The sequence below is a fragment of the Bacillus salipaludis genome, from assembly GCF_030938565.1.
In the GTDB taxonomy this organism is placed as follows: Bacteria; Bacillota; Bacilli; order Bacillales; family Cytobacillaceae; genus Neobacillus; species Neobacillus salipaludis_A.
Genome location: NZ_JAVGVR010000001.1, coordinates 1,348,613 through 1,373,812, shown reverse-complemented (window position 1 = coordinate 1,373,812; position 25,200 = coordinate 1,348,613). Strand labels below are relative to the sequence as shown.

Annotated in this window: 24 protein-coding genes; 12 read left to right on the top strand and 12 right to left on the bottom strand. The window is 37.8% G+C overall.

Going from position 1 to position 25,200, the window contains the following annotated elements:
* Window positions 1-82: 82 nt before the first annotated feature.
* Together RCG21_RS06685 and RCG21_RS06680 are read left to right on the top strand one after the other, a co-directional pair.
* Window positions 83-652 carry a cysteine hydrolase family protein gene (locus tag RCG21_RS06685; RefSeq protein ID WP_133337525.1) on the top strand — a complete coding sequence of 190 codons (570 nt, stop codon included), beginning with the start codon at window positions 83-85 and terminating at the stop codon, window positions 650-652.
* A gap of 108 nt (window positions 653-760) precedes the next feature.
* The gene (locus tag RCG21_RS06680) at window positions 761-2,149 is read left to right on the top strand and encodes an MFS transporter (RefSeq protein ID WP_235824889.1); all 1,389 of its coding nucleotides are present in this window, start codon (window positions 761-763) and stop codon (window positions 2,147-2,149) included.
* A 175-nt stretch (window positions 2,150-2,324) separates the two neighbouring features.
* Here RCG21_RS06680 and RCG21_RS06675 read toward each other — a convergent pair whose 3' ends face one another.
* Together RCG21_RS06675 and RCG21_RS06670 are read right to left on the bottom strand one after the other, a co-directional pair.
* The gene (locus RCG21_RS06675) at window positions 2,325-2,696 is read right to left on the bottom strand and encodes an MmcQ/YjbR family DNA-binding protein (RefSeq protein WP_133337527.1); all 372 of its coding nucleotides are present in this window, start codon (window positions 2,694-2,696) and stop codon (window positions 2,325-2,327) included.
* 24 nt (window positions 2,697-2,720) lie between these two features.
* Window positions 2,721-3,116, bottom strand: a complete 396-nt coding sequence (locus RCG21_RS06670; protein ID WP_133337529.1) for a VOC family protein — start codon at window positions 3,114-3,116, stop codon at window positions 2,721-2,723.
* A 218-nt stretch (window positions 3,117-3,334) separates the two neighbouring features.
* Between RCG21_RS06670 and RCG21_RS06665 the strand changes: the two genes are divergently transcribed.
* The 3 genes from RCG21_RS06665 to RCG21_RS06655 are packed head-to-tail and all read left to right on the top strand — an operon-like array spanning window position 3,335 to window position 4,960.
* Window positions 3,335-3,766 (top strand): MarR family winged helix-turn-helix transcriptional regulator, encoded by a 432-nt coding sequence (locus tag RCG21_RS06665; RefSeq protein ID WP_133337531.1) that lies wholly within the window; start codon window positions 3,335-3,337, stop codon window positions 3,764-3,766.
* 35 nt (window positions 3,767-3,801) lie between these two features.
* Window positions 3,802-4,617, top strand: a complete 816-nt coding sequence (locus RCG21_RS06660) for a class I SAM-dependent methyltransferase (protein WP_133337533.1) — start codon at window positions 3,802-3,804, stop codon at window positions 4,615-4,617.
* Window positions 4,618-4,666: 49 nt separating this feature from the next.
* The gene (locus tag RCG21_RS06655) at window positions 4,667-4,960 is read left to right on the top strand and encodes an RNA polymerase alpha subunit C-terminal domain-containing protein (RefSeq protein WP_133337535.1); all 294 of its coding nucleotides are present in this window, start codon (window positions 4,667-4,669) and stop codon (window positions 4,958-4,960) included.
* Between the two features lie 110 nt (window positions 4,961-5,070).
* Here RCG21_RS06655 and RCG21_RS06650 read toward each other — a convergent pair whose 3' ends face one another.
* The 5 genes from RCG21_RS06650 to RCG21_RS06630 all read right to left on the bottom strand — a co-directional run bounded on the left by RCG21_RS06650 (window position 5,071) and on the right by RCG21_RS06630 (window position 11,134).
* Window positions 5,071-6,186, bottom strand: a complete 1,116-nt coding sequence (locus tag RCG21_RS06650) for a mechanosensitive ion channel family protein (RefSeq protein WP_235824890.1) — start codon at window positions 6,184-6,186, stop codon at window positions 5,071-5,073.
* A gap of 432 nt (window positions 6,187-6,618) precedes the next feature.
* Window positions 6,619-7,296 carry a PspA/IM30 family protein gene (locus RCG21_RS06645; protein WP_133337537.1) on the bottom strand — a complete coding sequence of 226 codons (678 nt, stop codon included), beginning with the start codon at window positions 7,294-7,296 and terminating at the stop codon, window positions 6,619-6,621.
* Window positions 7,297-7,298: 2 nt separating this feature from the next.
* The gene (locus tag RCG21_RS06640) at window positions 7,299-7,703 is read right to left on the bottom strand and encodes a hypothetical protein (RefSeq protein WP_133337539.1); all 405 of its coding nucleotides are present in this window, start codon (window positions 7,701-7,703) and stop codon (window positions 7,299-7,301) included.
* A gap of 230 nt (window positions 7,704-7,933) precedes the next feature.
* Complete coding sequence (locus tag RCG21_RS06635) at window positions 7,934-9,124, bottom strand: macrolide family glycosyltransferase (RefSeq protein WP_133337541.1); 1,191 nt, start codon at window positions 9,122-9,124, stop codon at window positions 7,934-7,936.
* 144 nt (window positions 9,125-9,268) lie between these two features.
* Complete coding sequence (locus RCG21_RS06630) at window positions 9,269-11,134, bottom strand: sigma-54 interaction domain-containing protein (protein ID WP_308913017.1); 1,866 nt, start codon at window positions 11,132-11,134, stop codon at window positions 9,269-9,271.
* Between the two features lie 287 nt (window positions 11,135-11,421).
* Here RCG21_RS06630 and RCG21_RS06625 point away from each other — a divergent pair, with 287 nt between their 5' ends.
* The 5 genes from RCG21_RS06625 (at window position 11,422) to RCG21_RS06605 (ending at window position 17,540) form a co-directional block, all read left to right on the top strand.
* Window positions 11,422-12,408 carry a heme-dependent oxidative N-demethylase family protein gene (locus RCG21_RS06625; RefSeq protein WP_035424073.1) on the top strand — a complete coding sequence of 329 codons (987 nt, stop codon included), beginning with the start codon at window positions 11,422-11,424 and terminating at the stop codon, window positions 12,406-12,408.
* Between the two features lie 26 nt (window positions 12,409-12,434).
* Window positions 12,435-12,953 carry a dimethylamine monooxygenase subunit DmmA family protein gene (locus RCG21_RS06620; protein WP_308913016.1) on the top strand — a complete coding sequence of 173 codons (519 nt, stop codon included), beginning with the start codon at window positions 12,435-12,437 and terminating at the stop codon, window positions 12,951-12,953.
* A 39-nt stretch (window positions 12,954-12,992) separates the two neighbouring features.
* Entirely contained in the window at window positions 12,993-13,967 is a 975-nt protein-coding gene (locus RCG21_RS06615; protein ID WP_308913015.1) for a PDR/VanB family oxidoreductase, read from the top strand.
* Window positions 13,968-14,039: 72 nt separating this feature from the next.
* Window positions 14,040-15,536: an aldehyde dehydrogenase family protein gene (locus tag RCG21_RS06610; protein ID WP_308913014.1), complete on the top strand. Its 1,497-nt coding sequence runs from the start codon at window positions 14,040-14,042 to the stop codon at window positions 15,534-15,536.
* Window positions 15,537-15,998: 462 nt separating this feature from the next.
* Window positions 15,999-17,540: an APC family permease gene (locus RCG21_RS06605; RefSeq protein ID WP_133337549.1), complete on the top strand. Its 1,542-nt coding sequence runs from the start codon at window positions 15,999-16,001 to the stop codon at window positions 17,538-17,540.
* A 74-nt stretch (window positions 17,541-17,614) separates the two neighbouring features.
* Here RCG21_RS06605 and RCG21_RS06600 read toward each other — a convergent pair whose 3' ends face one another.
* From RCG21_RS06600 to RCG21_RS06590, 3 genes are all read right to left on the bottom strand, one after another.
* Window positions 17,615-18,805 (bottom strand): pyridoxal phosphate-dependent aminotransferase, encoded by a 1,191-nt coding sequence (locus RCG21_RS06600; protein WP_308913013.1) that lies wholly within the window; start codon window positions 18,803-18,805, stop codon window positions 17,615-17,617.
* Between the two features lie 208 nt (window positions 18,806-19,013).
* Entirely contained in the window at window positions 19,014-19,508 is a 495-nt protein-coding gene (locus RCG21_RS06595) for a DinB family protein (RefSeq protein WP_133337553.1), read from the bottom strand.
* A gap of 106 nt (window positions 19,509-19,614) precedes the next feature.
* Window positions 19,615-20,808 (bottom strand): FAD-dependent monooxygenase, encoded by a 1,194-nt coding sequence (locus RCG21_RS06590; protein WP_308913012.1) that lies wholly within the window; start codon window positions 20,806-20,808, stop codon window positions 19,615-19,617.
* Window positions 20,809-21,088: 280 nt separating this feature from the next.
* Here RCG21_RS06590 and RCG21_RS06585 point away from each other — a divergent pair, with 280 nt between their 5' ends.
* Window positions 21,089-22,039, top strand: coding sequence for a fumarylacetoacetate hydrolase family protein (locus RCG21_RS06585; protein WP_133337557.1), 951 nt, complete (start codon window positions 21,089-21,091; stop codon window positions 22,037-22,039).
* A gap of 81 nt (window positions 22,040-22,120) precedes the next feature.
* Window positions 22,121-23,245, top strand: a complete 1,125-nt coding sequence (locus RCG21_RS06580) for a cupin domain-containing protein (protein WP_308913011.1) — start codon at window positions 22,121-22,123, stop codon at window positions 23,243-23,245.
* A 142-nt stretch (window positions 23,246-23,387) separates the two neighbouring features.
* Here the strand turns inward: RCG21_RS06580 and panF are convergent, their stop codons facing one another.
* Together panF and RCG21_RS06570 are read right to left on the bottom strand one after the other, a co-directional pair.
* Entirely contained in the window at window positions 23,388-24,830 is a 1,443-nt protein-coding gene (gene panF / locus RCG21_RS06575) for a sodium/pantothenate symporter (protein ID WP_308913010.1), read from the bottom strand.
* On the bottom strand, window positions 24,815-25,087 hold the full coding sequence (locus tag RCG21_RS06570) for a YhdT family protein (RefSeq protein ID WP_133337563.1): 273 nt from the start codon (window positions 25,085-25,087) through the stop codon (window positions 24,815-24,817). The genes panF and RCG21_RS06570 overlap by 16 nt, the downstream gene beginning before the upstream one ends.
* Window positions 25,088-25,200: the final 113 nt, after the last annotated feature.

The following is a 25,200-nucleotide window of genomic DNA, read 5'->3' as shown; positions in this document are numbered from 1 at the left end:
GACAAACGGAGATTTCTCCGTTTACTATAAATGATAGAGTTCTCCGCTTAATACTAACGTAAGGAAAAGGGGTTTTCAACACATGCAAAATCATACTGAAAAAGCTGCATTATTAGTCATGGATATGCAAAACGGCATTGTATCACGTTTTGCGGAAAACAAGGAAGTACTACTTCCCATTCAGAAGGCATTAGCAAGTGCACGCAAACACAATATTCCGGTTATTTTTGTACGAGTTGGATTTAGCGAAGGCTATCCTGAAGTTAGCCCACGAAATAAGGCGTTTACTAGTATTGCCAATCAGGGAGGCATGACCACCTCGGACAAAGCAACGCAAATTCATGAATTGTTTAAGCCCCAGGAAAATGAACCCGTTGTAACCAAGTACCGATTTAGTGCGTTCACCGGCAGCACGCTCGAATTGATCCTCCGCTCACGTCAAATCGATTCGCTTATTCTTAGCGGAATTTCTACAAGCGGCGTCGTTCTATCAACATTGCGTGAAGCTGCAGATAAAGACTTTTCATTAACCGTACTAAGTGATGCATGCATTGATGGCGATCCTGAAGTTCACCGCGTACTTACCGAGAAGGTTTTCCCTCGTCAGGCAGATGTTCTGACTGTCGATTCCTGGATTAATACATTGAGTTAAAATCATGAGGGTCTATTCCGATAAAGCGGAACAGACCCTATCTTTTATTATTTTAATCGCTCTCTAAAATCTTATAACCTAATAGAAATACAGAAGGAAGGAATAGATTTGTCTAAGTCTATAAATCAAAACTTTTTTAATCAAAAACTGATTGCACCGATGATTTTAGGGTCGATTCTAAATCCTATCAACTCTTCTATTATTTCAGTTGCCTTAATTCCGATTGGACATGCGTTTGGTGCACCACCTTCGCAGACAGCCTGGCTTATTTCTGCTCTATATCTCGCTACAGCAATTGGGCAGCCAGTCGTCGGAAAACTAATTGACCTTTACGGTCCAAGACTCCTCTTTTTAATCGCAACTTCTTTAGTAGGCATCTCTAGCCTAATCGCAACCTTTGCCCCTGATTTTTGGTGGTTAGTAGTCGCAAGAGTCCTTCTTGGTTTTGGGACCTGTGCAGGGTATCCCGCTTCTATGTATCTGATCCGTAGTGAAGGAGAACGAACAGGTGTCGAAAGTCCAACAAGTATTCTTACATTATTAGCGATTTCCAACCAAACCATTGCCGTTATAGGACCAACTTTAGGAGGGTTACTGATTGAAGTTGGAGGCTGGCAAAGCACCTTTATTGTCAACATTCCTTTGTCACTCGCTTGTATTTTTTTAGGCTACCTCCACTTCCCAAGGCTTCCAGCCAATTCTGTTAGAGAGAAGAAAATAGCCTCCTTTGATTTTACTGGTATGTTCTTTTTTGGAGCCACTCTAATTTCTGCTCTGCTTTTTTTAATGAGCCCAAGTTTTCATAGGATTTATTTGTTCATAATTGCAATCATTATGGGTGTTATTTTTGCGATTCTTGAGTTTAAAATTAAGAATCCTTTTATCGATGTTCGTCTATTAAGCGACAATTCATCGTTGTTATTGACCTATACTCGTAGTTTGCTTTCAGCGATTGTATCTTACAGCATCCTTTATGGATATACTCAATGGTTAGAAAAAGGCAGAGGTTTATCCCCTTCTCATACCGGCTTGTTGCTATTACCTATGTTTTTAATAGCGATTATCGTTTCTAGATTGACAGGAAAAAGTCCTGCAATCCGTTTGAAGTTGATTGTTGGCAGTATTGTTCAATTTATTGCAATGATACTGCTTCTTTTTACAAATCATAATAGTCATCTTATTTTTCTTGCAGCTATTGTTCTGCTTTTTGGGATCCCCCAAGGCTTACTTAATTTAGCCAACCAAAATGCTGTCTATTTTCAAGCTTATCCAGAACAAATCGGTGCGTCAGCCGGTCTGTTAAGAACATTTATGTATATGGGGGCTATGATTGCTTCTGCCGCAAACGGTTTATTTTTAAAATCAGATGCAATGACAACAGGGATTCATCATATTGCGCTATTTACCGGCGGTACTAGCTTCATACTTATATTAATCACTCTATTAGATCGTTCCCTAAACAGAGTCGGCAATAAAAATCGATTAAAAAAGGTATAAGGTTAATAATCTTCAAATAGATAGAAACATTTTTGACACTTAAAGAAAGAGCGCTAGAGTACAGATGAACAAACATTTTACTAAGTATAGACACCTTCATAGATTTGAGTATTAAAAAAATAGGGGCACGAGCATCTTATTCAGATTCTCGAACCCTTATTAGGAAAACTATTAATCACTTGCTATGTAACTCATTCCATTTCTTAACCAATCGCTTTGGTGCCGCACGTAAATAGGCTTCCTGCAATAAATCGGTCAATTCAACCCAAACATCTCCATGAGGATTTTGGATCGATACCCATCCGTGATGACCAATATAAGGAGTTTTGAAAAAATACTCCTTCTGCAGCAATAAGCCCTGAGTTTCCCGGTCTGATTTGAACGACAAGCTGAATCCGTTATCGCTTTCGCCTGTTATTACGAAGGATTTTCCATTGATTTTAAACGTAATGTGTCCAAAGCCGTCGATATGTTCTACCGCTTCAGGGAGTGCAAGACAGATTTTCCGCACACATTCAAGCATGCTTGCCGTTTCCTGTGTTTTCATACTTTCATTCACCTATCTTGAAATCTATTTCGCATTCGCATCTGGCTGATGAATTCCAATGATATTCCCTTCGGTATCGATATAGTATCCCTGCCACGCCATTCCAGGCAGGGCATATTTAGGCATTGCGACCTTGCCGCCATTCTCTAAGATTTTGGTTTCCGTTATATCATAGTCTCCCACTCCCATTGTACAAACAAAACCATTCACCGCCTGATTGGCTTCCGGTTTGACCCCTTGGCGCTGCATCAAAGCACCATTAATCCCCATATCATTTTCATCACCCGTAACAGCTCCAAAGTAAGGCATGCCAGCATACTCACTCCAATCTTGAAAGGACCATCCGAATACCTCTCCATAAAACTTCTTTGCCCGTTCCATGTCATCCACATGAATTTCGAAATGAATTAATCTTCCCATATAGACCTCCTATTTTTTAAAAAAATATTCGCTTTAAATCAATTCGTTTATTCGCTTTCAATTTCCTCTCTATTATCGTGAAGAATATGGAAAAATATTCATCGCTCATCATTCACTTTTGAATTTTTAGTTAATATTTTTTAACCATTTTTAAGGAAATAAATTGATTTAACTTAAATATAGTAATATAATCGTTACTAATTTAAGGGGGTTTATTTTTGATTGAAGAAATAGCTAAAGAATACATTGCTCTGATACCGAATCTCTTTGGTAGTTTTAGTGAATTAAACAAGGATTCTGTGGAATTATCCCATTTACAGAATCACGTTATAGAATATATGTACATGCAGAATAAAGCTCTAAATCTTAAAGAAATCAGCATTGGTCTAAATATTGCTAAGCAGCAACTAACGAATATCGTGAAGGATTTAGAAGCTGGCGGATATTTAATTAAAATGCCTGACATCAAGGATAAACGGGCAGTCTTAGTTTCTCTCACACCAAAAGGAAAAGAAATTGAAGATAAGAAATGGACGAAGATTTATCAAACATTTAGTAAAAGTATTACTAAGTTAAATAAGGAAGAACAGTTGGATTTACAATTTTCTCTTCACAAGGTGAATGTAATGTTAAAAAAAATGAAGGATTAATGTTTTTCGAATAGAAAATAACAGGAGAGAGAAAGATGTTTTTAAACGGAACCCATAAAATAAATTTAACAGAAGAAAAAGAAACTCTTCTGATTACCTTATATGCAAAGGCATTAGACAGTCATTCAAAACATCCCATTCTTCATGATAATAAGGCAGAAGAAATCCTGCAGAAAATTGACTATGACTTTGAAAAAATCAATCATTTTGGCAACGAAATCATGGTCCTTCGAGCTAAACAATTGGATACATGGCTGCAGGAGTTCCTAAAAAAGAAGCCCGAAGCAACGGTACTTAACCTCGGTTGTGGTCTGGATACAAGAATATCAAGAATAAATCCACCATCGACGGCAAGTTGGTTTGATGTAGATTTCCCTGAAGTTATCGAATTACGAAAGCTCTTTTTTTCAAATCAAGAGGGTTACGAAATGATCTCTTCTTCGGTTACCGAACTGACCTGGTTGGATCAAATCCCAAGAAACAAGCCAGTAATGATCATTGCTGAAGGCATGTTGGAATACCTGACAAAGGATGAAGTAAAAAAACTTCTTAATCGGTTAACTCGCTATTTCCCACATGGACAGATTGCTTTTGACGTAATGAATTCATTTGCAATAAATTCAGGTAAAGAACGTCTAAAAGAAACGACCGGAGCTGTACACAAGTGGATAGTTAATGATATTCAGGATGTTGATCGCTTAAACTCCAAATTGAAAAGAATATCTGCCTTTTCTGTTTTTAAATCAAAGTACGTTCATAAACTTCCTTTAAAAGTTCGCTTGATTTATGCAGCAATGACGGTCTTTCCTAGTTTAAGAAATATGATGCGTTTGCTTTTGTATAGGTTTTAAACGTCTTAATAAAGATACACTCACTTTCAAATTGAGGAGATATTTTAAAATGACCACTTCAGAAAAACATTTAAGAACCTGCAACAAAGGACATAAATACTATAAAAGCAGCGACTGCCCAACCTGTCCAACTTGTGAGAAAGAACGCAAACCTAGCAGCGGATTTCTTTCCCTCCTATCGGCTCCTGCAAGACGGGCATTAGAAATCAACGGAATAACTTCTTTAAACGAACTATCAAAATTAAGTGAGAAAGAGATTTTGGAATTTCACGGTATGGGTCCAGCTTCTTTACCTAAACTTAGGTCCGCTTTAATAGAAAATGGGTTATCATTCAGGAACTGATCTCAAGAATTGAAAGGAAAAGGGTTCGAGAATTTTACAATTTCTCGAACCCTTCTTATCTAAATTAACGCATACTAGCCATTTTACTGAATTTTTTTATCTAATGTATCTCAATCATAAGAAGCCATTGTTTGTAATTCTTCACTTGCTTGTGGAGTTACATAAATGGTCCGGCTTGGAAAAGCAATTTCTACTCCCTCTTCCTCTAAGATCCCCATGATTTCTAAATTGATTTCATGTTTAATCTTAACGTGTTCTGCCCAAACGGTTGAATTGGTGAAAAAATAGACAAGAACATCGAGACTGCTCTCATTATAATGGTCAAATGCAACCATCACCGTTTCCGGATGAATTTCTTCATGATTGTTCAACATAAATTCAATTCGATGAACCACTCTTTGAATTTGTTCCTTGGTGGTTCTATAATTGAGTCCCAAGTCAAAAGAAATTCGTCTTTTTCCCATGCGGCTCCAATTGGTAATCGCTTCATTTGCAAGTGTTGCATTAGGAACAGTAACAAGTGCTTGACTAAACGTGCGAATTTTAGTACTTCTGAAATTGATATCTTCTACGATTCCCTCTACGCTCGGTGTTAAGATCCAATCCCCAATCGAAAAAGGCTTTTCTGTTACAATAACGATTCCGCCGATTAGATTACCGACCGCCTCTTTTGCAGCTAAAGCAAACGCCAGTCCCCCTAACCCAAGACCTGCGACCAAGCCATTTACGTCATAATCAAATTCCTGACCAATGATACTTAAACTAATAGCAATCATGATGACACGGATAGCTCTTGAAATAAACGGAATAAGAATTAAATCAATCTTATTATTAATTTTTTCATTAACACTAATTAAGATTCCCGAGGTTGGAGAGGACAAATTAAACAATCCCCATGTGATTAATACGATGACCATTGAACGTAAAAATTTTAAAAAGAATGTATTGTGTTGATCGATATATGGGAAATAATCCATTGCGAGGTACAAACCGAAAATAATAAAGAACCATCCTAAAGGACGTTCAAAACTTAAACAGATTTGGGTAATAAAATCTGTTGGTGTTTTTTTAGCTAGTTTTAAAATCAATTGAAACACATACTTGGTAAATAGGTTTCTAAATAAAATAAATAAAAGTAAAATCCCTATCGAAATTCCAACATTTTCTAACTTGTCGTAGTCAATATCCGACATTGAAAAAGCCATTACAAATGAATCAAAAGACATTTCTAAAATACCTTCTCCCTTTTTGCGATCTAATTTTTTAAACCATTACATCGAAATATCATAACTTTTTTAACAGGATATTTGAATACAACAAAAGTCACAGATTATAGGAAAATATCTGTGCTAAAAAATGGAAAGCTGTAAAAAGGGAAATACCGTGCAACTGTTACCAAGTAACATGTTAAAAACTGAAAGGAAGACTGATAAAGTTCTGCACAAAAAGGAATCCTGCATAGATGGTCTGACCAACTAGAGTCAATCCTAAAACAACCGACGGAACAAATTTTGTTTGAACAAGAGCCCCTTTCCTAGCAGGGTACTCCTCGACATCAACACTTGTTTACACACTTGAATGGTCCACATTATATCCCTCTCTCTTTGCCGGATAAGAAAGAGAAGCACCCAGCCTATAAGGTGCTCCTCGTCTTTGAATTATAATGCGGCCACTTTATCTTTTTCACTCTTTAACTTTTCAAGTTCTTTACTGAGTTCTTCCTCACTCACATAGTTAGAGTATGCTGCCTCAAACTGAGCTAATGGAGCTGTAAACTGGTTGCCTGCCTGGACCTCTGCTTCCATTAATAAAATCTTTTCCTCTGCACGTGCTACACCTCTGGCAATATCATCGGTATGGAAAGAAACCGTTACATTTTGAATTTGTTTCATCGATTGAGCGACATTCGCACGAGAAGCTAACAAAATTTTCTTTTGCTGCATTTGGTTATACGTTTCTTTCAGCTGGTCTAATTTTTCTACAAGGATTTGAGTTCGTCCCTTAATGGACTCTAATTGATCTACATATAGTTGTAATTGGTTTTCCTTGCTGAGCTTTTCTTGTACCGCTAGTTTTGCCATTGCCTCTTCACCTTGTTCAAGTGCCAGTTTCGCCTGGCGAGTACGCTTGTCTACTAATGATTTCGTATCAGCAATCAGTGCTTCCTGTTTTTTCTCTACAAAAATTTGTCGAGCTAAGGCGTTTTGACCTTTTACAATTTCCTTTTCCATTTCTCTCGAATATTCATTTAACATCGCAATTGGATCTTCCATTCCATCTAATAGTCCATTTATTTCTGCCATTGTAATTGTCTTTAATCGTTTAAAAATACCCATTTTTATTCATTCTCCTTTTTAATTAATAGATTTTTTTCCCATTGATCTAGAATGTTAGCATTTTGGTTTGTTACTGGAATTTGTGAACCTGTAAGTGAGGTATCAATAAATTGTTGCATGGAAGAGGCTTTTGACCTTTTTTTAAACCATCTTACTAATAGAACTAAAACAGCTAGTCCACTAATAAGGAAAAGCCAAGGGACCCCGCCTCCATGGTGAGCACCATGCATCATTGGGTGGCCGTCAAAACCGCCGCCGTGCCCCATTTCACCATGACCACGTCCTCCTTGCGGGACTCTAGCATACGCGCTCCTACCTCCTATATGAAAGTGAAGTACGTTTACTACTAGTACTGAAGAGGCAATGATGACTCCCCAGAAAATACCCTTTTTTACTTTTGTATTCATTTCTTTATCCTCCTTTCGTTACCTGATGAAATGAATATTAATAGAGAATGGTGAAAACTTGGTGAAAAGAAAAAGATTAGAAGTATTTTTTAGAGAAATATAAAAAAATGCTAAGACCACGGTATATAAGATCAAACGCAAAAAAAGACCCAGAAATCGGAAATTTTTTTCGCGAAGTCTGGATCAGATTCATTTATTTTAAATTATCTCTTAGCTGAGAAATTTTTATATTAGTTATCATATTGACTTATAAATTCAAAAATCTTATTAACAGCCTGCTGATATCCACCCGATTTTTGTAAGGATTCCTTCATTTTTGCCGCAGCATTATGGAAGGATGACTGGTTCAACACATGGTCAGCAGATTCACGCAGCTGATTTGCCGTCAGACATTTCATTTGTAATTGAATACCTGCGCCTACCCTTTCTACTTGCCCGGCAATGATCGGCTGATCCGCACTTTGCGGGATTACAATGAGGGGAACCCCATAATAGAGCCCCTCATGTGCACTGTTCATTCCACCATGTGTGATAAATAATTTAGCGTATTTTAGCACTTCAGTTTGTGGGACATAATTTTTCACAATGAAGTTTTTAGGAATCTCCCCCAAATCGGATATTTGAACTTTTTCACCAATAGCCATAACAACGTTATGGTCCGTGTTGCCAAAAGCCTTAATACAAAGCTTATAGAAATCAATTGCTTGGTTAAATACAGTACCCAGTGAAATGTAAATTGGACTTTTTCCCTTGATTTCAGTAAGGTCGAAGTTTTCTTGCGTTAATCGTGAAGAAATGGATGTACCTACAAATTTATAAGTTTGGTCAAATTCATCCCCGAAAGGTTGAAACTCCCTCGTAGTATAAACAATTGTAAGTGGTGCAGGGTTACAAAATACTTCGTAAGGAGAGTGGATCTCCACACCATATTTATCCTTCACCCTTCCTGTCAGTCTTTGATATTCAGCAAATGTTTCTGCAGGAATGTTTTTAGAAATCTGTTCGAACATGTTATCGAACGATCGTTTCGTCTCCGCGAAAGAAGAACAAGAACAGATTGCAGGAAGATGAAGGATTTGGGCAATTAATCGGCCGCAGCCAAACATCGAATCGTGGATGATATAATCAAAATGCTCACCCTCGATTTGCTCCAGAACACTGGGTATCATAATCTCTACCGTATGTAAAAGACCATTGATTCTTTCGAGTAAATTATTTCTTCCGCCTGAGATAAAGGCTTTTATAAATTTTTGAGCGTCGATGGTTCTTACCATTGCCCCTGTCTTCTCAATACGCGCCCGAAAATCTTCGATTGTAAAGTACACTACCTCTTCTTCACGCGATATAAGTTCTTGCACAACACCAATTGTTGGATTGACATGTCCTTCTGATCCAGCATTAATAAATAAAACACGTGCCATTATAACCACTCCTAGATAGATTTTGAAAACGATACCAGATAGATAATCAGAAAAAACCCCGACGGTTATCGGAGTTTTGCAACACTATATGAATGTCAGTGACTGAAAGTCGCTTCTTCTAATCCTAATGTTCATGTATGGGGCCTAATTCGTTTTTAACATATTCTCTATTTTCTTTAACTCATTTTCGATATAAGATTTACTATGGTCAAACCCAATAATGGCTAAAACCTTTCCGTCATGGTCTATTATAGGAGAAAAGCTTGTTTTCCATTCTCCGTAAATATCTTCATATAAAGGGGTGACTCCTGCTATCCCATTCATTGCCTCAAATGCTACTTCCATCATCTCAGGCGGACCATCGTATAAAACTCCGGGTGGAATCACGAAATCCTCATCGGCCACAATCGTCAGCAATTTGTTATGATCAACAGCTTTAAAAATGTAGACCCATTCAATGATTCCTTCTTGTTCTCGTATTTGGGTTAATTTTTTCTGCACCTTTTGAAAAGTTGGATTCGAGGATGAAGCATTATGATTTACTAATTCAGAGATATCTTCTGGATGAATGGCAGCAGATGTAACAATAGCCATTGATCGTAATTGTTTATTTAGATGTTGTTCCAGGATTTTTCTTTTATTTGAAGGAGAGAGAGTTTCCTCTTGAATTTTCTCACGTATTTTTTTATATTTTCTACTCATTGTTGGTTGACTAATATCGAGTACCTTCGCTGCAAGCTTAACCGATTTATATTTATCCATGGCCATTTTAATCAACTGTTCTTCAATCATATCCACTGCTTCTTCTAGAGGCATAATGTGATTAATAATAGGCGGTTCCTTTATAGTATCCTTTTTCCAAGGAATACAATGATAAACTAAGCTTGCATTCACGTTCAATTCTCTACTAGTCACAACGATTCGTTCAATTGTATTCTCTAATTGCCGAACATTTCCCGGCCAATCGTAAATACACAATAAATCAATAGCATCTGGTAAAATATTGATGTTTCTATTATATAACGTATTATACTTTGCTGCGAAATGATAGATTAAGTAAGGAATCTCTTCTATTCTTTCCCTTAATGAAGGGATTTCAATTGGGACTACATTTAAACGATAATATAAATCTTCTCTAAATCGTCCCTCTCTGACCATTTTTTCTAATGATTGATTTGTTGCAGCGATAATCTGGACATCAATATGAATCGACTTTGAGCTTCCTAAAGGGGTAACTTCTTTTTCCTGTAAAATTCGGAGTAATTTGACTTGCAAATTCATTGGCATTTCTGCAATTTCATCGAGAAAAATAATCCCTTCATTTGCTAATTCAAATTTACCGGGAGCACCATTTTTGTTTGCGCCACTAAATGCTCCACCAACATAACCGAATAATTCACTTTCTAATAAATTTTCCGGAATTGCCCCACAGTTAACGGCAATAAAAGGTTTTGAGCTCCTATTTCCTAATTGATGAATGGTTTTAGCAATCATCTCTTTTCCGACACCGGATTCCCCTAATAAAAGGACAGTTGTTGGAACTTTTGAAACCATTTCTATTGTGTTAAGTACATCTCTCATTTTTGGACTATGGACAACGATTGAAGGAGTGTGTTTTGTAACCTCGCCATCGGAAATTTCTGTTGAATCATCTAATTGATCAGAAATACCTTTTAATCCCCATATAATTAATTCTTCACTATCACTATTTGATGTGTACACGGTTATTAGCATATGACTGCCATTCCAAGCCTTTAATTGAAGAGAATGTACCTCTCTATTTAATAATTGTAAAATGGGATCCCCAAAGAAAGAAATTTCCTCTAGTTCAGTAAACATTCTTCCTTTAAGTGAGATAGAGTTTGTTGACCAAAAATTTTTCAGTTCTCCACTTCGAAATAAAATCATTCCCTTTAAGTTGGTTACAATAATTTCATCGTAAATAGATAGAATACTTGATTGATAAGCTTGAAGTAGTTGTTCATTCGATAAAATCATGGACACACCCATATAACACTTCCTTATATAAAGTTAAAATGATTTGATTTATTTAAAAATTATTCCATATTCAAATAAAAATTTCAAATATGAATTTTTTGAATATAACAATTTCCCTTTACCAGCTTTGTAAACTTTGAGAGTCAGTAAGGATTTTAATTTTGAATAAAAATTTTATAAATGAAATATTCGGAATATAAAATAAATTAAAAATATAAGAAAAGGGCATAAAATCAACGTTTATATACTTGGCACACTTATTGCAATATCATTTAGTAAATATCAAAGGAGGAGTTTATATGTACGAATCTACTAATCTTGATCTGTTTCCATACCCTTTTCATACCATTAAGGAAGGGACCAACTATCGGTATTCAAATGATTTAAGAAAACTTGAAAAGGATCGAATGAATTGCGTTAAAATTACACCAGAATATGAAAAACAAATCAAAAGAAAAAGAGAACTACTTATTGAACAACCTGAAGTAAGGTTCCAATCCTATCCACATACAATGGAAATGCAATGGGAAGTAGCAGAAATGCTCATGAATATGGCGGTTGATGCCTACCCTGAGCACTTCCAGCTAGAAAAGAACGGCAATCATTGGACTTTTCATAATTTAATCTTAAATGAAACGGAATCTTTCATTTTTGGTGATGCTTCTAGCATCGAGCTTGAACCGCTTGATTTAATTGGCCGTCATTTCACTACTGATTTTGTATTAATGGTGGTGAGAGATGACAATCTTTATTTAGAAGTTGCCCAGGAATCCTATGCAGCCTTATTCTCCCCGCACTGGAATAAAGGGATGTCATTTGACGAAATTCACGGACCTGTACCATTTGTGTCGCGCACAGGGGTACCGCTAGCTGAAAGAGTTCGTAATTTCTTAATCCGTAATGTTTTACCAGGTGAGCCTTGGACGAGAATCAACTGGAATCTAATGGCAAATCGTTGGGATGTTAACTATGAAACATTTGATACATGGGGACCAACACGCTTTTTAGTTAATTCAGAAAACGCTGGTGAACTAGTAAGACTTCGTGTAGAAGAACAATTTTTCTATCGTATGCCAAGAAGTAATGCTGTTTTATTCGTCTTAAATACTCAATTTCTGGCAATGAAAGATTTGCCATTAAGACCAGAATGGCTAAAGCAGACCTACTCGATTTTATCCGATATTCCAAAGCCTATGGCTGATTATAAAGGATTTACACCATTTATTGAACCAACAGTAGAATATTTGAAAAACTTAGTTGAAAAAGTAAGTTTGCAAACTAACTAGGGTCGCAAAGATGGAGGTATGTAAAAGTGGTATACAACAGTCCGGTATTATACGATCAATCAAAAACCATTGTAGAAAAATTCACTGTAAGACAGGATAGAAGAAAATTACTTATTATTTCTGCAGAACCAAAAGAAGCAGAAAACATCCAATCATTTATTAATGAAATAAATGGGCAAAAAGATTATGAGCGAATTGAATTGAATGATGAACTCCAATTAAAGAATATCAAAGAAGTATTTGATAGGCAAAAAATGGGGGCACAACTTTATATTTCAGCTAAATGGGATGATGCCGTTACAATTTTCACAGCGGCAATAGAGGCTGGTTTTTCAGAAGATGAAATTCAACTGCTAATTTCAGGTAAGAGGAGACGTTATGTTTATTGCATAAAATGTTTTCATTTACAAGAAGTTGAGGCAAAAGAAACGGACACCATCTGTCATCATTGCCAAATCAGCTTAGAAATTGGCCCCTTTTACTCGAAAGAGCGAAAAGGATATATTGGATATCCTTACAATCCTGCTTTCGTCCTATCAAAGTAAATATTAAATGAAAAAATTATTACAATGGGAGAGAGGTTTATGAGAGCATTTGGAAATATTGAGGTATACGTAGGAAACATAGTTCAGGAAACAAATTTTGTAAAGCGCTTCCACTTGTACCCGGTTGATCAAGAATCACTTCCCTCGTTTACGGGTGGATCACATATTGCAACATATGTAAAAAATGGCGATGAACTAATTGAAAGAAATTACTCACTAGTCAGTCATCCAACTGACCGTACTCAATATGCCATTGCAATTCGTAAAGATGACCATTCAAGCGGAGGATCTGTTTATTGGCATGATCAGATCAAATTGGGGGACCGTTTAGAAATCAGTTGGCCTAAAAACCACTTCCCTCTTGCCTTCCAAGCAGCTAAACATCACGTGTTCTATGCAGCGGGAATTGGAATTACTCCATTCATGACCATGATGGAAGATTTAACAACGGAAGGTAAATCATTTGAATTACATTATGCTGCAAGAACGAAAGAAGAATGTGCGTTTTATGATGATTTGAATGCAAAATATCCTGGAAAATGCCACTTCTATTTCTCAAGAACGGAAAATCCTAAAAAATTGACGCCAGTAACAATGGCTGATAATCGGATTGGCTCACATGTGTATTTCTGTGGACCCGTTTCAATGGTAAAAGAATTTAGGGAAGCAGCAGAATCTTATGGTTACCCAAGCCATTCCATTCATTTTGAATTATTTGCTTCGGCAGACGAAGGTCCAAAAAATCCTTTTGTTGTAAAATTTCCCAACAGCAAAAGAACAGTAGATGTTTCCGAAGAAGAAACGTTATTAGATGCGCTAATAAAAGCCGGGGTACAAGCACCTTATTCTTGTAAAGTAGGTGGATGCGGAAGCTGCGAAGTAGAGGTAGTTGAAGGAGATGTTGATCACCGAGACCACTTTTATAGTGATGAAGAAAGAAAGTCGAAGAAAGTGATTTTAACTTGTTGCTCAAGAGCAAAAGAATCTGAAAAAGAGCTCATTTTAAACCTGTAATAGCACCTTTATTTTGTAACTACGCTTTAAGCGTGCATTATATCAACTTACTATAAATAGGAGGCAATTCATATGACAACAGCCACTCAAGTATTAGAATTAAAAATGTTTATTAATGGTGAATGGAGACTTTCTACTAATCAAGATTCCAATAAGGTAATTAATCCAGCAAATGGTGAATTAATTGCTATAGCTCCTAGAGCAACAATTGAAGAAACACAAGAAGCGATTAAAGCCGCAAAAGAAACCTTCGAAAGTGGTGTTTGGTCTAAGATAAGTGCACAAGAACGGGCGGATTACCTACTGAAAATTGCAGACAAAATTGATGAAAAACACGATGAATTAGTAGAACTTGAGGTAAAAGATAACGGAAAAATTAAAGCTGAGGCTGATATTGATATATCTGATGCCGCATCATGTTTCCGCTATTATGCAGGTCTAATTAGAACCCCAGATGGAGCAACTTATCATGTTGCGGATCCTGTGCAAGCAATGGTCGTACGTGAACCAGTTGGAGTTACAGGATTAATTGTTCCTTGGAATTTCCCATTCCTGATGAGTGTGTGGAAATTTGCTCCTGCATTAGCAGCCGGTAACACCATTGTCTATAAGCCAGCTGAAGTCACTCCAATCACAGCAACAAAATTAGTTGAAATTATTGATGAAGTTGGAGTTCCAAAAGGTGTTGTGAATTTGGTATTAGGAAAAGGATCTGTCATTGGTGACGTCATCGCAGCAAGTCATGATGTTGATATGGTTTCGTTTACAGGAAGTACTGAGGTAGGAAGAAGTATCATGCGAAGTGCTGCAGGCAATTTGAAAAAAATCTCTCTTGAACTAGGTGGAAAATCACCAAATATTATTTTTGCTGATGCTGATTTTGAAGCTGCCATTGATAATGCATTAGTGGGTATTTTCTATGGATCTGGCCAAGTATGTTCTGCCGGAAGCCGAATTATTGTGGAAGAAAGCATTTATGACCAGTTCGTTAAAGAGTTTGTAAGACGTGCCAAAAATATCAAAGTAGGACCAGGACTAGAAGAAGGTTCCGAAATGGGTGCAATTGTAAGTTCAGCTCAGCTTAATACCATTCTAGAATATATTGAGATCGGTAAAAATGAAGGTGCAACATTAGCTTGCGGTGGAAATCGCCTAACGGAAAATGGTTTAGATAAAGGATTCTTTGTTGAACCAACTGTATTTATTGATGTGACGCCAGAAATGCGTATCGTAAAAGAAGAAATCTTCGGGCCTGTTGCCGTTATTCAAAAGTTCAAGGATGAAGAAGAAGCCATTAAACTAGCAAATGACACAATCTATGGTCTTGCCGGCGGTGTATTCACCTCTGATGGTGCAAAAGCAATGCGTGTAATTAAAGAAGTCCGTGCTGGGATTACTTGGATTAACACTTATGGCCCGACCTATAACGAAGCTCCATGGCACGGGTATAAACAAAGTGGTATTGGTTCGAGCCTTGGAACATTTGGATTAGATGAATTCCAAGAAGTGAAGCAAATTAACATTAATCTTGCTGTAGGACCAACAGGCTGGTTTTCAGACAATAAATAAATAATATTATAATGAGGGTGATTTAAAAGTCACTATGTTCTAAATCGCCCTCTCCTTTTGCTAAAAATCCCTCGATCCTATGAAGTTATGAATAAATTATGCACTAATAACTATAAAAATAATTATCAATCCATCACCCTTCTACATTCACAGCACTAGACTCTTCTAATAATAGAATGGTTGATGAATCTTGATAGACCATCTATGTTAAATAAACAATTCACCTTTTTCGGCCCATAAATATCAATATTTAACACATGACTTTACTGTAATTTTGTGGTATAAAACTCCTAACGCTCATCTTAAATTTATTTTAAATTTGAATACAAAATATCAAAATTGAAATTTAGTTTTGAGTATAAGAATCTTTTTAAATTGAATTTACTGAATATTTTCAATAGTCTTATACTGGCACAGTAATTGCATATAAGAATGTATCTACTATTTTAAGGAGGCTCAAATATGCAAGAAAATCTAAATAAAAATGCGTCAGAACACCATGATAGTGATGCTGCACAACTGGCATCCCTTGGTTATGAATCTGAATTTCGCCGCGACATGAGTCCATGGGCAAACTTTTCACTTGGATTCACTTACCTTTCTCCCGTAGTAGGTGTATATTCACTATTTGCCTACGCACTAGCACAAGGTGGCCCACCAATGATTTGGAGTTTTCTCATTGTTGGCCTAGGGCAATTACTAGTTGCACTTGTCTTCAGTGAGATTGTTGCGCAATACCCTGTTGCTGGGGGAGTTTATCCTTGGGCACGAAGATTATGGGGGCGCAAGTGGGCATGGATAACGGGCTGGGTTTACTTAATGGCTTTGCTTGTGACAATTGCCAGTGTTGCATACGGAGCTGGACCTTATCTATCACAAGTGATGGGTTTTAATCCTTCGGTGAATTCCACGATTCTATGTGCATTAGTTCTTCTTGCACTTTCGACGATCATTAATTTTCTTGGAACAAGGGTTCTCGCAGCTGCAGCAGTTATTGGTTTTGCAGCAGAACTAATTGGTGCGCTTGTAGTTGGATTTTGGTTACTTTTCACACAAAGGGTTCACGGCCTTGATGTGCTTTTTGATTCTTTCGGAGCTCAAGGTAGTCATAGCTATATGTATGCATTTGCAGCTGCTGGATTAATTGGAATTTTTCAATATTATGGGTTCGAAGCTTGTGGTGACGTTGCAGAAGAAGTACCAAATCCGGGTGTTCTGATCCCAAAGGCAATGCGTCGGACGATTTACATTGGCGGTGCTGCAGCAACTTTTGTTTGCCTTGCTTTAGTACTTTCAGTTGCTGATATCCCGGCAGTTATCGCTGGTAAGGATGTAACCCCTGTTGATACTTTACTAAACGCTGCATTTGGTGCTGTTGGCGCCAAGATTGTACTGGGTGTTGTGTTGATTTCTTTCCTTTCATGTGTAATGAGTCTACAGGCAGCAGCAAGCAGGCTTGCCTATTCGTATGGACGAGATGACATGATTATCGGAAGTCGTTTGTTAAAGAAGTTTTCGGCTGCTCGTCACATTCCACCATATTCTCTGCTTCTTGCAGCTTTTGTCCCAGCCCTTATTGTTCTTGGTTCAAAAGTGTCTACAGATGCACTTACAAAGGTAATCAGTTTTGCTGCATTTGGCATTTATCTTGGATTCCAACTGGTTGTCTTTGCTGCACTTCGTGCTAGATTAAAAGGATGGAAGCCAAGTGGTAAGTATCAGTTGGGCAAATGGGGATTACCTGTAAATATCGGTGCGCTTGTTTATGGAATCATTGCAATGGTCAACATGTGTTGGCCAAGAACGCCGGATGCACCTTGGTATGATAACTATATCGTGCTCCTTTCAGGAGTTATAGTTGTGGGTATTGGTTTACTGTATATGATGATTCATCGCAGTTACGGACATAGCGATGTGCCGTATGATATTGCGATACCAAAAAAAGATAAGCTGGATAACGTGTCTATTGGCCTTGACGTGCCGGCGGATTCGGCAAATCAGTAAATTATTAGAAAAAATAAAACCAAGGGACTGTCCCTTGGTTTTACTTTTTCTAGGGTCAGTCCCCTGGCAAAGAATCAAATTTTATATTCACTCTTTATAAACTTCTCCAATGCCGGCAGTGAGCGTTCCACTTTTTCTGTGTCGATGCAATAGGCCATTCGGAAATAGCCCGGACACCCGAAACTATCGCCCGGAACCAGAATCAAATCATATTTTAATGCCTTCTGACAGAATACTTTAGCATCTTCCTCAAGCGCATTTGGGAAAATATAGAATGTCCCGCCCGGTTTCACACAGGTAATTCCCAATTCTACTAATTTGTTATAAATCAAGTTCATATTTGTTTCATAAACAGACATATCACTCGTTAAATCCACAACTTCGGAAACAGCAAGTTGAATAATGGAAGGCGGGCAGTTATGTCCTATGCCCCTTGAAATCTGTCCGCACATACTGACAATTAGGTCAGAATCTATGCAGGCAGGATTTACCGCAATATAGCCAATCCGTTCCCCCGGCAGTGAAAGGGATTTAGAATAGGAGTAACAGGATAGTGTGTTGTCATAATAGTTTGACACATAAGGAGCTTCTACCCCTTCAAATACAATCTCCCTGTATGGTTCATCAGAGATAATAAAAATTTCATGTCCGTATTCTTGTTCCTTTTTGCGAAGAAGATCTGATAGTTTTTGAATGGTTGCCGTTGAATAGATCACTCCCGATGGATTGTTTGGAGAGTTAATCAAAACGGCAGATACTTTCTCCGTCAACATTTCTTCGAACAAAGAAAAGTTTACCTGAAAATCTTCTGAATTGGGAGGAACTACTTTCAGTACCGCATCTGTTATATCTATATATGGATGGTATTCTGGGAAAAATGGAGCAAATGTCAGAACTTCGTCCCCAGGTTGTGTTACGCAGCGTACTGCATGGGCAATTGCTCCCGCAGCACCACTTGTCATAAAAATATGATTCTCAGTGTAATTCATATGAAACCGGCGATTCAATGATTGGGCTATTTTTTTTCTGACAGAAGGAATTCCTAAACTAGGACTATAGCCGTGAAGTTCTGCAGGACTTTTACTGGTCAACAAATCCATCATCGTCTTCGTAAATTCTTTCGGAACGGGGACAGATGGATTTCCCAAACTGTAATCAAATACATTCTCATAACCTATTTCTTCACCGCGGGCTGCGGCAAATTCAGCTAGTTCTCTAATAATAGATTTACCTTTTAACATATTCTTGTATTGTTCTGAAATCATTCTTCTCCTCCTAGTTTGTTAAGCCTTTTTCATATAGTTATTTTAATCCATAAATTGACTTTACGACCAGAAAATCAATATTTCAAGAGATTCTCCAAAATACTTTTGCAAAAGCCCTAATTAGAGAAAAAGAGACCCGCCCAGGAAGCAATCTGCTTTTGAGTTGGTCTCTATGTGCCAATAGAATCCCCGTGGCATCGGTGGCTTCTTATTGAATTTTTTCCAAGTGACGGACAATTTGTCCATAATGCCCCAAAAAATGCTTAACAATTAAGTGGTCGACTAAAAATGATAACGGTTTTCCGTCAAAGTTTGGATTATAACTTGGAGCTGTTTTCACTAGATCCTCTTCTTTAACTTTTACAAGTGCTTCTTCTACTTTAGGGACTAAGTTTTGTAATGCATTTATGGCATCATCTTTATTTATACGGGATACAATCTCTTCATTTACTGCAGCTAAACGACGCACATGTTCATGATTACGTCCCCATTTTGCTCCTGGAACTACCAACAGTGCTTCCAAATCTGCAACCCAAAAATCTACAGCTTCTAAAATATGAGAAACAATTTGCATGGCTGACCATTCATTTTCAGAAGGTTTCACATAAAGTGTCTCCTCTTCCGTATTTTTCAATATTGCTACAATATCCTCAATACCCTTTTTAAACAATTCCAATTTTTCATTTAGTACCGCTGTTGTCATAGATATGTCCTCCTTCAATTAGGTAAAAAATGTTCAGAATATACGGTTGCAAAGAAAATGCGCTAGAGTTAGCTCTAACGCGTTTTTCTTTGCGAAAAGTTGTAAATTAGCTATCTACACGCTGATAATTCTTATTGAAATAGCCATATAGGAAATCAACATTGTGGTAATCCGTTGGTTTGTGCTGCTCGAAAAGACGGTCACGAAGCAGGATGGTAAGCGGATCCACTGCGTGAATCGTTTCGCCCCATTTCCGAGCCGATCTTTGAACCATTGAAGCACGTGGAATTCGAACTTCCTGGTATGTTTTAAAGGCTTCTTCGTAAGAATTATGTCTTTTTAGTTCTTCTCCCAGTACGAACGCATCTTCAAGTGCTTGAACGCCGCCTTGAGCTAAATATTGAAGCATAGCATGACCAGAATCACCTAATAATGTAATTTTGCCTTTTGTCCAATTTTCGATAGGTTCACGGTCATACATTTGCCAGCGGAATTGGCGGTTAATGTAATTTAATGCATTTTGCACTTTTGGATGACTATTTTCAAAACGACGTGCCATTTCTTCTGGTGTTCCCCAGTCTTCCACTGTAGCATCATATGATTTAAATACTACTACCTGATTATAAAGCTCACCACGGCGAACTGGGTATTGTACCATGTGAAGGTTTGGTCCAATCCACATGATTACATCATCTAAGTCTAAGTTTGTGCCATGAGCTATTTCTTCAATTGGAATGGCCCCACGGTAAGCTACATACGCTGAGTTTACTGGTTCATCATCAATAAACAGTTTGCGAAGCTTTGATTTTACCCCATCTGCACCAATAACTGCCTCTGCGCTAAACGTTTCACCATTTTGGTTGACAACAGTTACGGTATCACCATTTTGTTCGGCAGTTTGAATACATTGGTTTGTAAAAAATTGAATATTACCGCGTTTTTGGCATGCTTCGTAAAGGACTCTGTGCAAGTCAGAGCGATGCAATACGATATAGGGTTGGCCGTATTCTTTTTGGAAAGCTTCCCCTAAGTCTAGAGTTGCTAATTCTTTTGCAGTATACACATCTTTTAGTACAAGACGTTTTGGGAACACCGCATATTTCACAATTTCCTCCTTTACACCCAGCCGGTCTAAAACTTCTAACGCGTTTGGTGCCAACTGAATCCCTGCACCTATTTCCCCAAATTCAGGTGCCTGCTCAAAAACTGCGATTGATTTTCCAGTTTCCTGGATTGATAGAGCTGCTGCTAAACCGCCGATTCCTCCACCGACGATAATGATGTCGCTTACATTAGCCATTGAAAATTACCCCCAATTAAGTTGTTACTTTCTATAAATAGAGAACAGTGTTCCTGATAAGTAAACTTTAAATCATTTTTCACTATTTCGTCAATACAAAAGTTGAAAAATTTAGAAACTTCTAATCCTTACTTCTATATTAAAGTCCAATCAAACTAGTTATTTTTCTGAAAGCATATTTTTCTGAAAACAAATAATATTGACAATCCTTAAAAGTTGAATTATATTTTTTATAAATAGTGAACAAAGTTTACAATTGGTGGAAACGAGGAGGATAACAATGAAACTTATAAATTTTACAGCCGCAGGGCATACACGTGCAGGGGCAATCGTTGATAATAAAGTGATCGACTTAAACTATGCTTATCAAGCACAGTTAAAAGCAGAAGGAAAATACCGATACGAAGCGATCGCAAAAGCATATGTACCAAATAATACAGATGAGTTATACCAAGGTGGTAAGGAATCACTGAAACTAGCAGAAAGTGCCGTTGATTTCATTTTAGCTAATCCTGAAAGCTTTGATAAAAAAGTGGTTTACAATCTCGATGATGTTAAAGTAGAAGCACCTGTGCAGCGTCCAGGCAAAATTATTTGCGTTGGTCACAACTACCGAGAGCACATTTTAGAAATGGGCCGGGAAATCCCTTCGAACCCAGTTATCTTTGCGAAATTTGCTAATACCATCTTAGGACCAGAGGACGCTATCCCCCACTATCCAATTTCTGACCAGCTTGACTATGAAGCAGAGTTTACTTTTGTTGTAGGAAAACAAGCTCGCAATGTTTCCGAAGAGGATGCATTAGACTATGTAGCAGGTTATACCATTACAAATGACGTAACCTATCGTGATATTCAACGTCGCACTCTTCAATGGCTGCAAGGAAAAACAGTAGAAGGCAGTGCACCAATGGGACCATATTTAGTAACTGCCGATGAAATACCTAATCCATCCGGCTTAGATGTTGTCTTAAAAGTAAATGGTGAAGTACGTCAAAAAACGAATACTGCCAATCTAGTATTCACCGTTCAAAAATTAGTAGCTTTCTTATCAAATTTAATGACGTTAGAGCCAGGCGATGTTGTATTAACAGGAACTCCTGGGGGCGTTGGAGTTGCGATGAATCCTCCGCAATTCTTAAAAGATGGGGATGTAGTTCGGATCGAAATCGATCAAATTGGCGCTCTTGAAAATAAGGTAAAGGCAACAGAAGTGGTAGCCACTGTTTAATTAGAAGATACAAAAGGGTTGAGTAGCATACACGCTACTCCCCTTTTCCCTATATATTTGAATAGTAGAGGAGAATGTGAAATGGCTGAAGTAAATCAAGAAGTTCAGGAATTTATGAAAAGTTCAATTGTAACCGATTACACAAAAGATATTCAACAATACAACTTAGGACCTCTTTGGGAAGCAATTCCAGCAATTATGCACAAAACGCCAAAGCCTCAAGCACAAGCTTATCTTTGGAGCGATGAATTAATCAAAAAGAAAATGACTGAAGCAGCTCAAATCTTCACACCAGAACGCGGCGGTGAACGTCGTGCGATATATTTCCAAAATCCTGGTTTAACATATCGTGAACCTTGGGGATGGGGATCTACAACTCAAACGATTTATGCTGCGGTACAAATGTTATTGCCTGGTGAAAAAGCTCCATCTCACCGTCACTCACAAAGTGCATTGCGCTTCATTTCTGAAGGATCGGGTGCATACACGATCGTACAGGGTGAGCGTATTTTCATGGAGGAAGGCGACTTTTTAATTACGCCAAAGAACTTATGGCATGGGCATGCACATTTGGGTACAGAGCCTATGTATTGGATGGATGCCTTAGATATTCCGACTATTTATTCAATCGGCGGTACATTCTTTGAACCTTATGAAGATGGCCTGCAACAACCAGATATTCCAGATAATTTTACAGAGAGACGTTATCGCGGCGGCATGGTACGTCCTGTTGGTGATGATAAGTTCACGGTTGCACCACTTGCTAATTATAAATGGGATCGCACTGTAGAAGGAATTAAAGGCCTGATGGAATTCGATCCAAATCCACACCATGGATATGCAGTTGAATACATTAACCCCTCTACAGGTAAATCTGCTAACCCGACACTTGGCACTAGAATGCAGCATTTGCCAAAAGGTTTCCAAACAAAGGCATTACGTCATACACACTCAACTGTATACCAAGTACACAAGGGTGAAGGTTTCACAGTAATTGACGGCATTCGCTTCGATTGGAAAAAAGGCGATTACTTCGTTGTTCCTAACTGGGCTTGGTATGAACACTCTGCATCAGAAGACTCTTACCTATTCTCAGTTAACGATTTACCGATTATGAACCGTTTCGACTTAGAACAAGAGCAATCATTTGAGGAAAATAACGGCCACCAAAAAATTACTGGTGAATTTAAAGCAGACTTCCGTTAATAGATTAGGCATGGTTAAATAAGGGTAGAACTAAGATTCTTTCAATTCAAAGTAAGAATAAGAGACCATCTCAGGTCGCCGTAATGATGGCTTTTGAGATGGTCTTTTTTATCAGCTATTATAGTTTCTTATCAAAATCATTTTAAAACCTATTTGGTTGTTTAACCAAATGCTTGGTCCACATACTGACAAGTACAAACACAAGAAGTGATACAACGATAGGGATTGTTACACTATTCATACCAAATAAATTAATATGGAAGTGATAAATATAAACATACGAAACAAGTCCGACAATCATCGAAGTAATCGCTCCGTATTTATTGGCACCTTTCCAATAAAGACCTAACACCACGACCCATAAAAATGCCGATTCTAGCCCGCCAAATGCAAATAAGTTTAGCCAAATTAATAGATTTGGCGGATTTAATGCAAATAACACAACGGCAATTCCGACAACTGTTGTCACAATAAAGCTCATACGTTTAATATCAGCATCTTTTGCACTTGGTTTAATAAAATTTAAATATACATCTTTTACAAGCGTCGAGCTTACTAAAATTAATAAGGCGTTTACCGTTGACATAATGGCTGCCATTGGTGCAGCTAATACAATTCCAGCAAGAACAGGCGGTAAAATATCGAGCGTTAATGTTGGCATCACTTTATCGCCAATTTCAATCCCTGGAATCACCGCACGTCCGAATACTCCAATTAAATGCATCCCAAACATAATGGTCCCAATCCCAATGGTTCCAATAATGATTGCCCGATGCATTCCTTTTGAATCTTTATAGCTCATAGCACGAACGGCAATTTGCGGCAAGCCAATTACACCGATTCCAATTAAAATCCAGAAGGTTGATACATAAAGCGGTGAAAGGCTTGAATCTGCACCATATGGCGAAACAAAATTTGGATTTTCTGCAACAAGATTTGCCATAATGGCAGAAACCCCGCCTCCTTTAATGGTAACCGCTACAAGGAGAATGACTGTGCCTATAATCATAACGGAACCCTGCAGTGCATCTGTTAATGCAACAGCCGCAAAGCCGCCAATAATTACATATACAAGTACCGCTACGGCAAAGATGAGCAAGGCACCCCGGTAAGGTAACCCAGTTAAGGACTCGATTAATCGTGCTCCACCAACCCATTGCGCTGTCATCGATGCGAATAAAAAAACAAAAATAGCAATTGCAGAAAGCAGCACAATCGCATTGGATTGATAACGAGCTTTTAGGAAGTCAATTAACGTAATTACCTCATATTTACGTGCAATAATCGCAAACTTTTTCCCTAGAATCATCAAGACAAAATACCCTGCAGGTAATTGAGCCATTGCAAGCAGCACCCATCCTAGACCTGTTTGATACGCTACACCAGGACCACCAATAAAGCTTGACGCACTTCCATATGTCGCCATCATGGTCATTGCGAGCAGGAAGCCACCCATTTCACGTCCACCAAGGAAATAATCCGATAGGAACGAGTCTGATTGTCGGACACGCGCATTTGCCCAAAAGCCAATTAAGAAAATAATGACAAGGAATAATGCAAGTGGAATGATTACTTGCCAGTGCATTCTTCATCTTCCTCCTCAAGTGAAACTTCGGAAAAGAAGAATTTCATGACGATGGCGATTAACACTATCATAAAGATTGTACCAGCAATACAGCTATAAAAGAACCATGCCGGAAAACCGAGGATGTATGTATATGTCGTCGGGTCCTGCCTTCCAAGACCGTACGCAAATCCATACCAAATAGCAAAGTTAATTATCACAAGAATGACACCTATCTTTGCTTCTCGGTGTGCAATTCTAAAACGTTTATCTTCCATAAGTTCACACCTTTCCTTACTTTATTTTAAGTTTAATTTACTGAAAGACAAGTATTATATACAATAAACTGCCAACACTAGCATTTTCATCAATGAAACTTGCGATGCCCAAC

Coding starts and splice junctions, on each gene's coding strand:
- RCG21_RS06685 (WP_133337525.1), top strand. CDS start 83: ATGCAAAATCATACTGAAAAAGCTGCATTATTAGTCATGGATATGCAA.
- RCG21_RS06675 (WP_133337527.1), bottom strand. CDS start 2,696: ATGAAAACACAGGAAACGGCAAGCATGCTTGAATGTGTGCGGAAAATC.
- RCG21_RS06670 (WP_133337529.1), bottom strand. CDS start 3,116: ATGGGAAGATTAATTCATTTCGAAATTCATGTGGATGACATGGAACGG.
- RCG21_RS06660 (WP_133337533.1), top strand. CDS start 3,802: ATGTTTTTAAACGGAACCCATAAAATAAATTTAACAGAAGAAAAAGAA.
- RCG21_RS06655 (WP_133337535.1), top strand. CDS start 4,667: ATGACCACTTCAGAAAAACATTTAAGAACCTGCAACAAAGGACATAAA.
- RCG21_RS06650 (WP_235824890.1), bottom strand. CDS start 6,186: ATGTCTTTTGATTCATTTGTAATGGCTTTTTCAATGTCGGATATTGAC.
- RCG21_RS06645 (WP_133337537.1), bottom strand. CDS start 7,296: ATGGGTATTTTTAAACGATTAAAGACAATTACAATGGCAGAAATAAAT.
- RCG21_RS06640 (WP_133337539.1), bottom strand. CDS start 7,703: ATGAATACAAAAGTAAAAAAGGGTATTTTCTGGGGAGTCATCATTGCC.
- RCG21_RS06635 (WP_133337541.1), bottom strand. CDS start 9,124: ATGGCACGTGTTTTATTTATTAATGCTGGATCAGAAGGACATGTCAAT.
- RCG21_RS06630 (WP_308913017.1), bottom strand. CDS start 11,134: ATGGGTGTGTCCATGATTTTATCGAATGAACAACTACTTCAAGCTTAT.
- RCG21_RS06625 (WP_035424073.1), top strand. CDS start 11,422: ATGTACGAATCTACTAATCTTGATCTGTTTCCATACCCTTTTCATACC.
- RCG21_RS06615 (WP_308913015.1), top strand. CDS start 12,993: ATGAGAGCATTTGGAAATATTGAGGTATACGTAGGAAACATAGTTCAG.
- RCG21_RS06610 (WP_308913014.1), top strand. CDS start 14,040: ATGACAACAGCCACTCAAGTATTAGAATTAAAAATGTTTATTAATGGT.
- RCG21_RS06605 (WP_133337549.1), top strand. CDS start 15,999: ATGCAAGAAAATCTAAATAAAAATGCGTCAGAACACCATGATAGTGAT.
- RCG21_RS06600 (WP_308913013.1), bottom strand. CDS start 18,805: ATGATTTCAGAACAATACAAGAATATGTTAAAAGGTAAATCTATTATT.
- RCG21_RS06595 (WP_133337553.1), bottom strand. CDS start 19,508: ATGACAACAGCGGTACTAAATGAAAAATTGGAATTGTTTAAAAAGGGT.
- RCG21_RS06590 (WP_308913012.1), bottom strand. CDS start 20,808: ATGGCTAATGTAAGCGACATCATTATCGTCGGTGGAGGAATCGGCGGT.
- RCG21_RS06585 (WP_133337557.1), top strand. CDS start 21,089: ATGAAACTTATAAATTTTACAGCCGCAGGGCATACACGTGCAGGGGCA.
- RCG21_RS06580 (WP_308913011.1), top strand. CDS start 22,121: ATGGCTGAAGTAAATCAAGAAGTTCAGGAATTTATGAAAAGTTCAATT.
- panF (WP_308913010.1), bottom strand. CDS start 24,830: ATGCACTGGCAAGTAATCATTCCACTTGCATTATTCCTTGTCATTATT.
- RCG21_RS06570 (WP_133337563.1), bottom strand. CDS start 25,087: ATGGAAGATAAACGTTTTAGAATTGCACACCGAGAAGCAAAGATAGGT.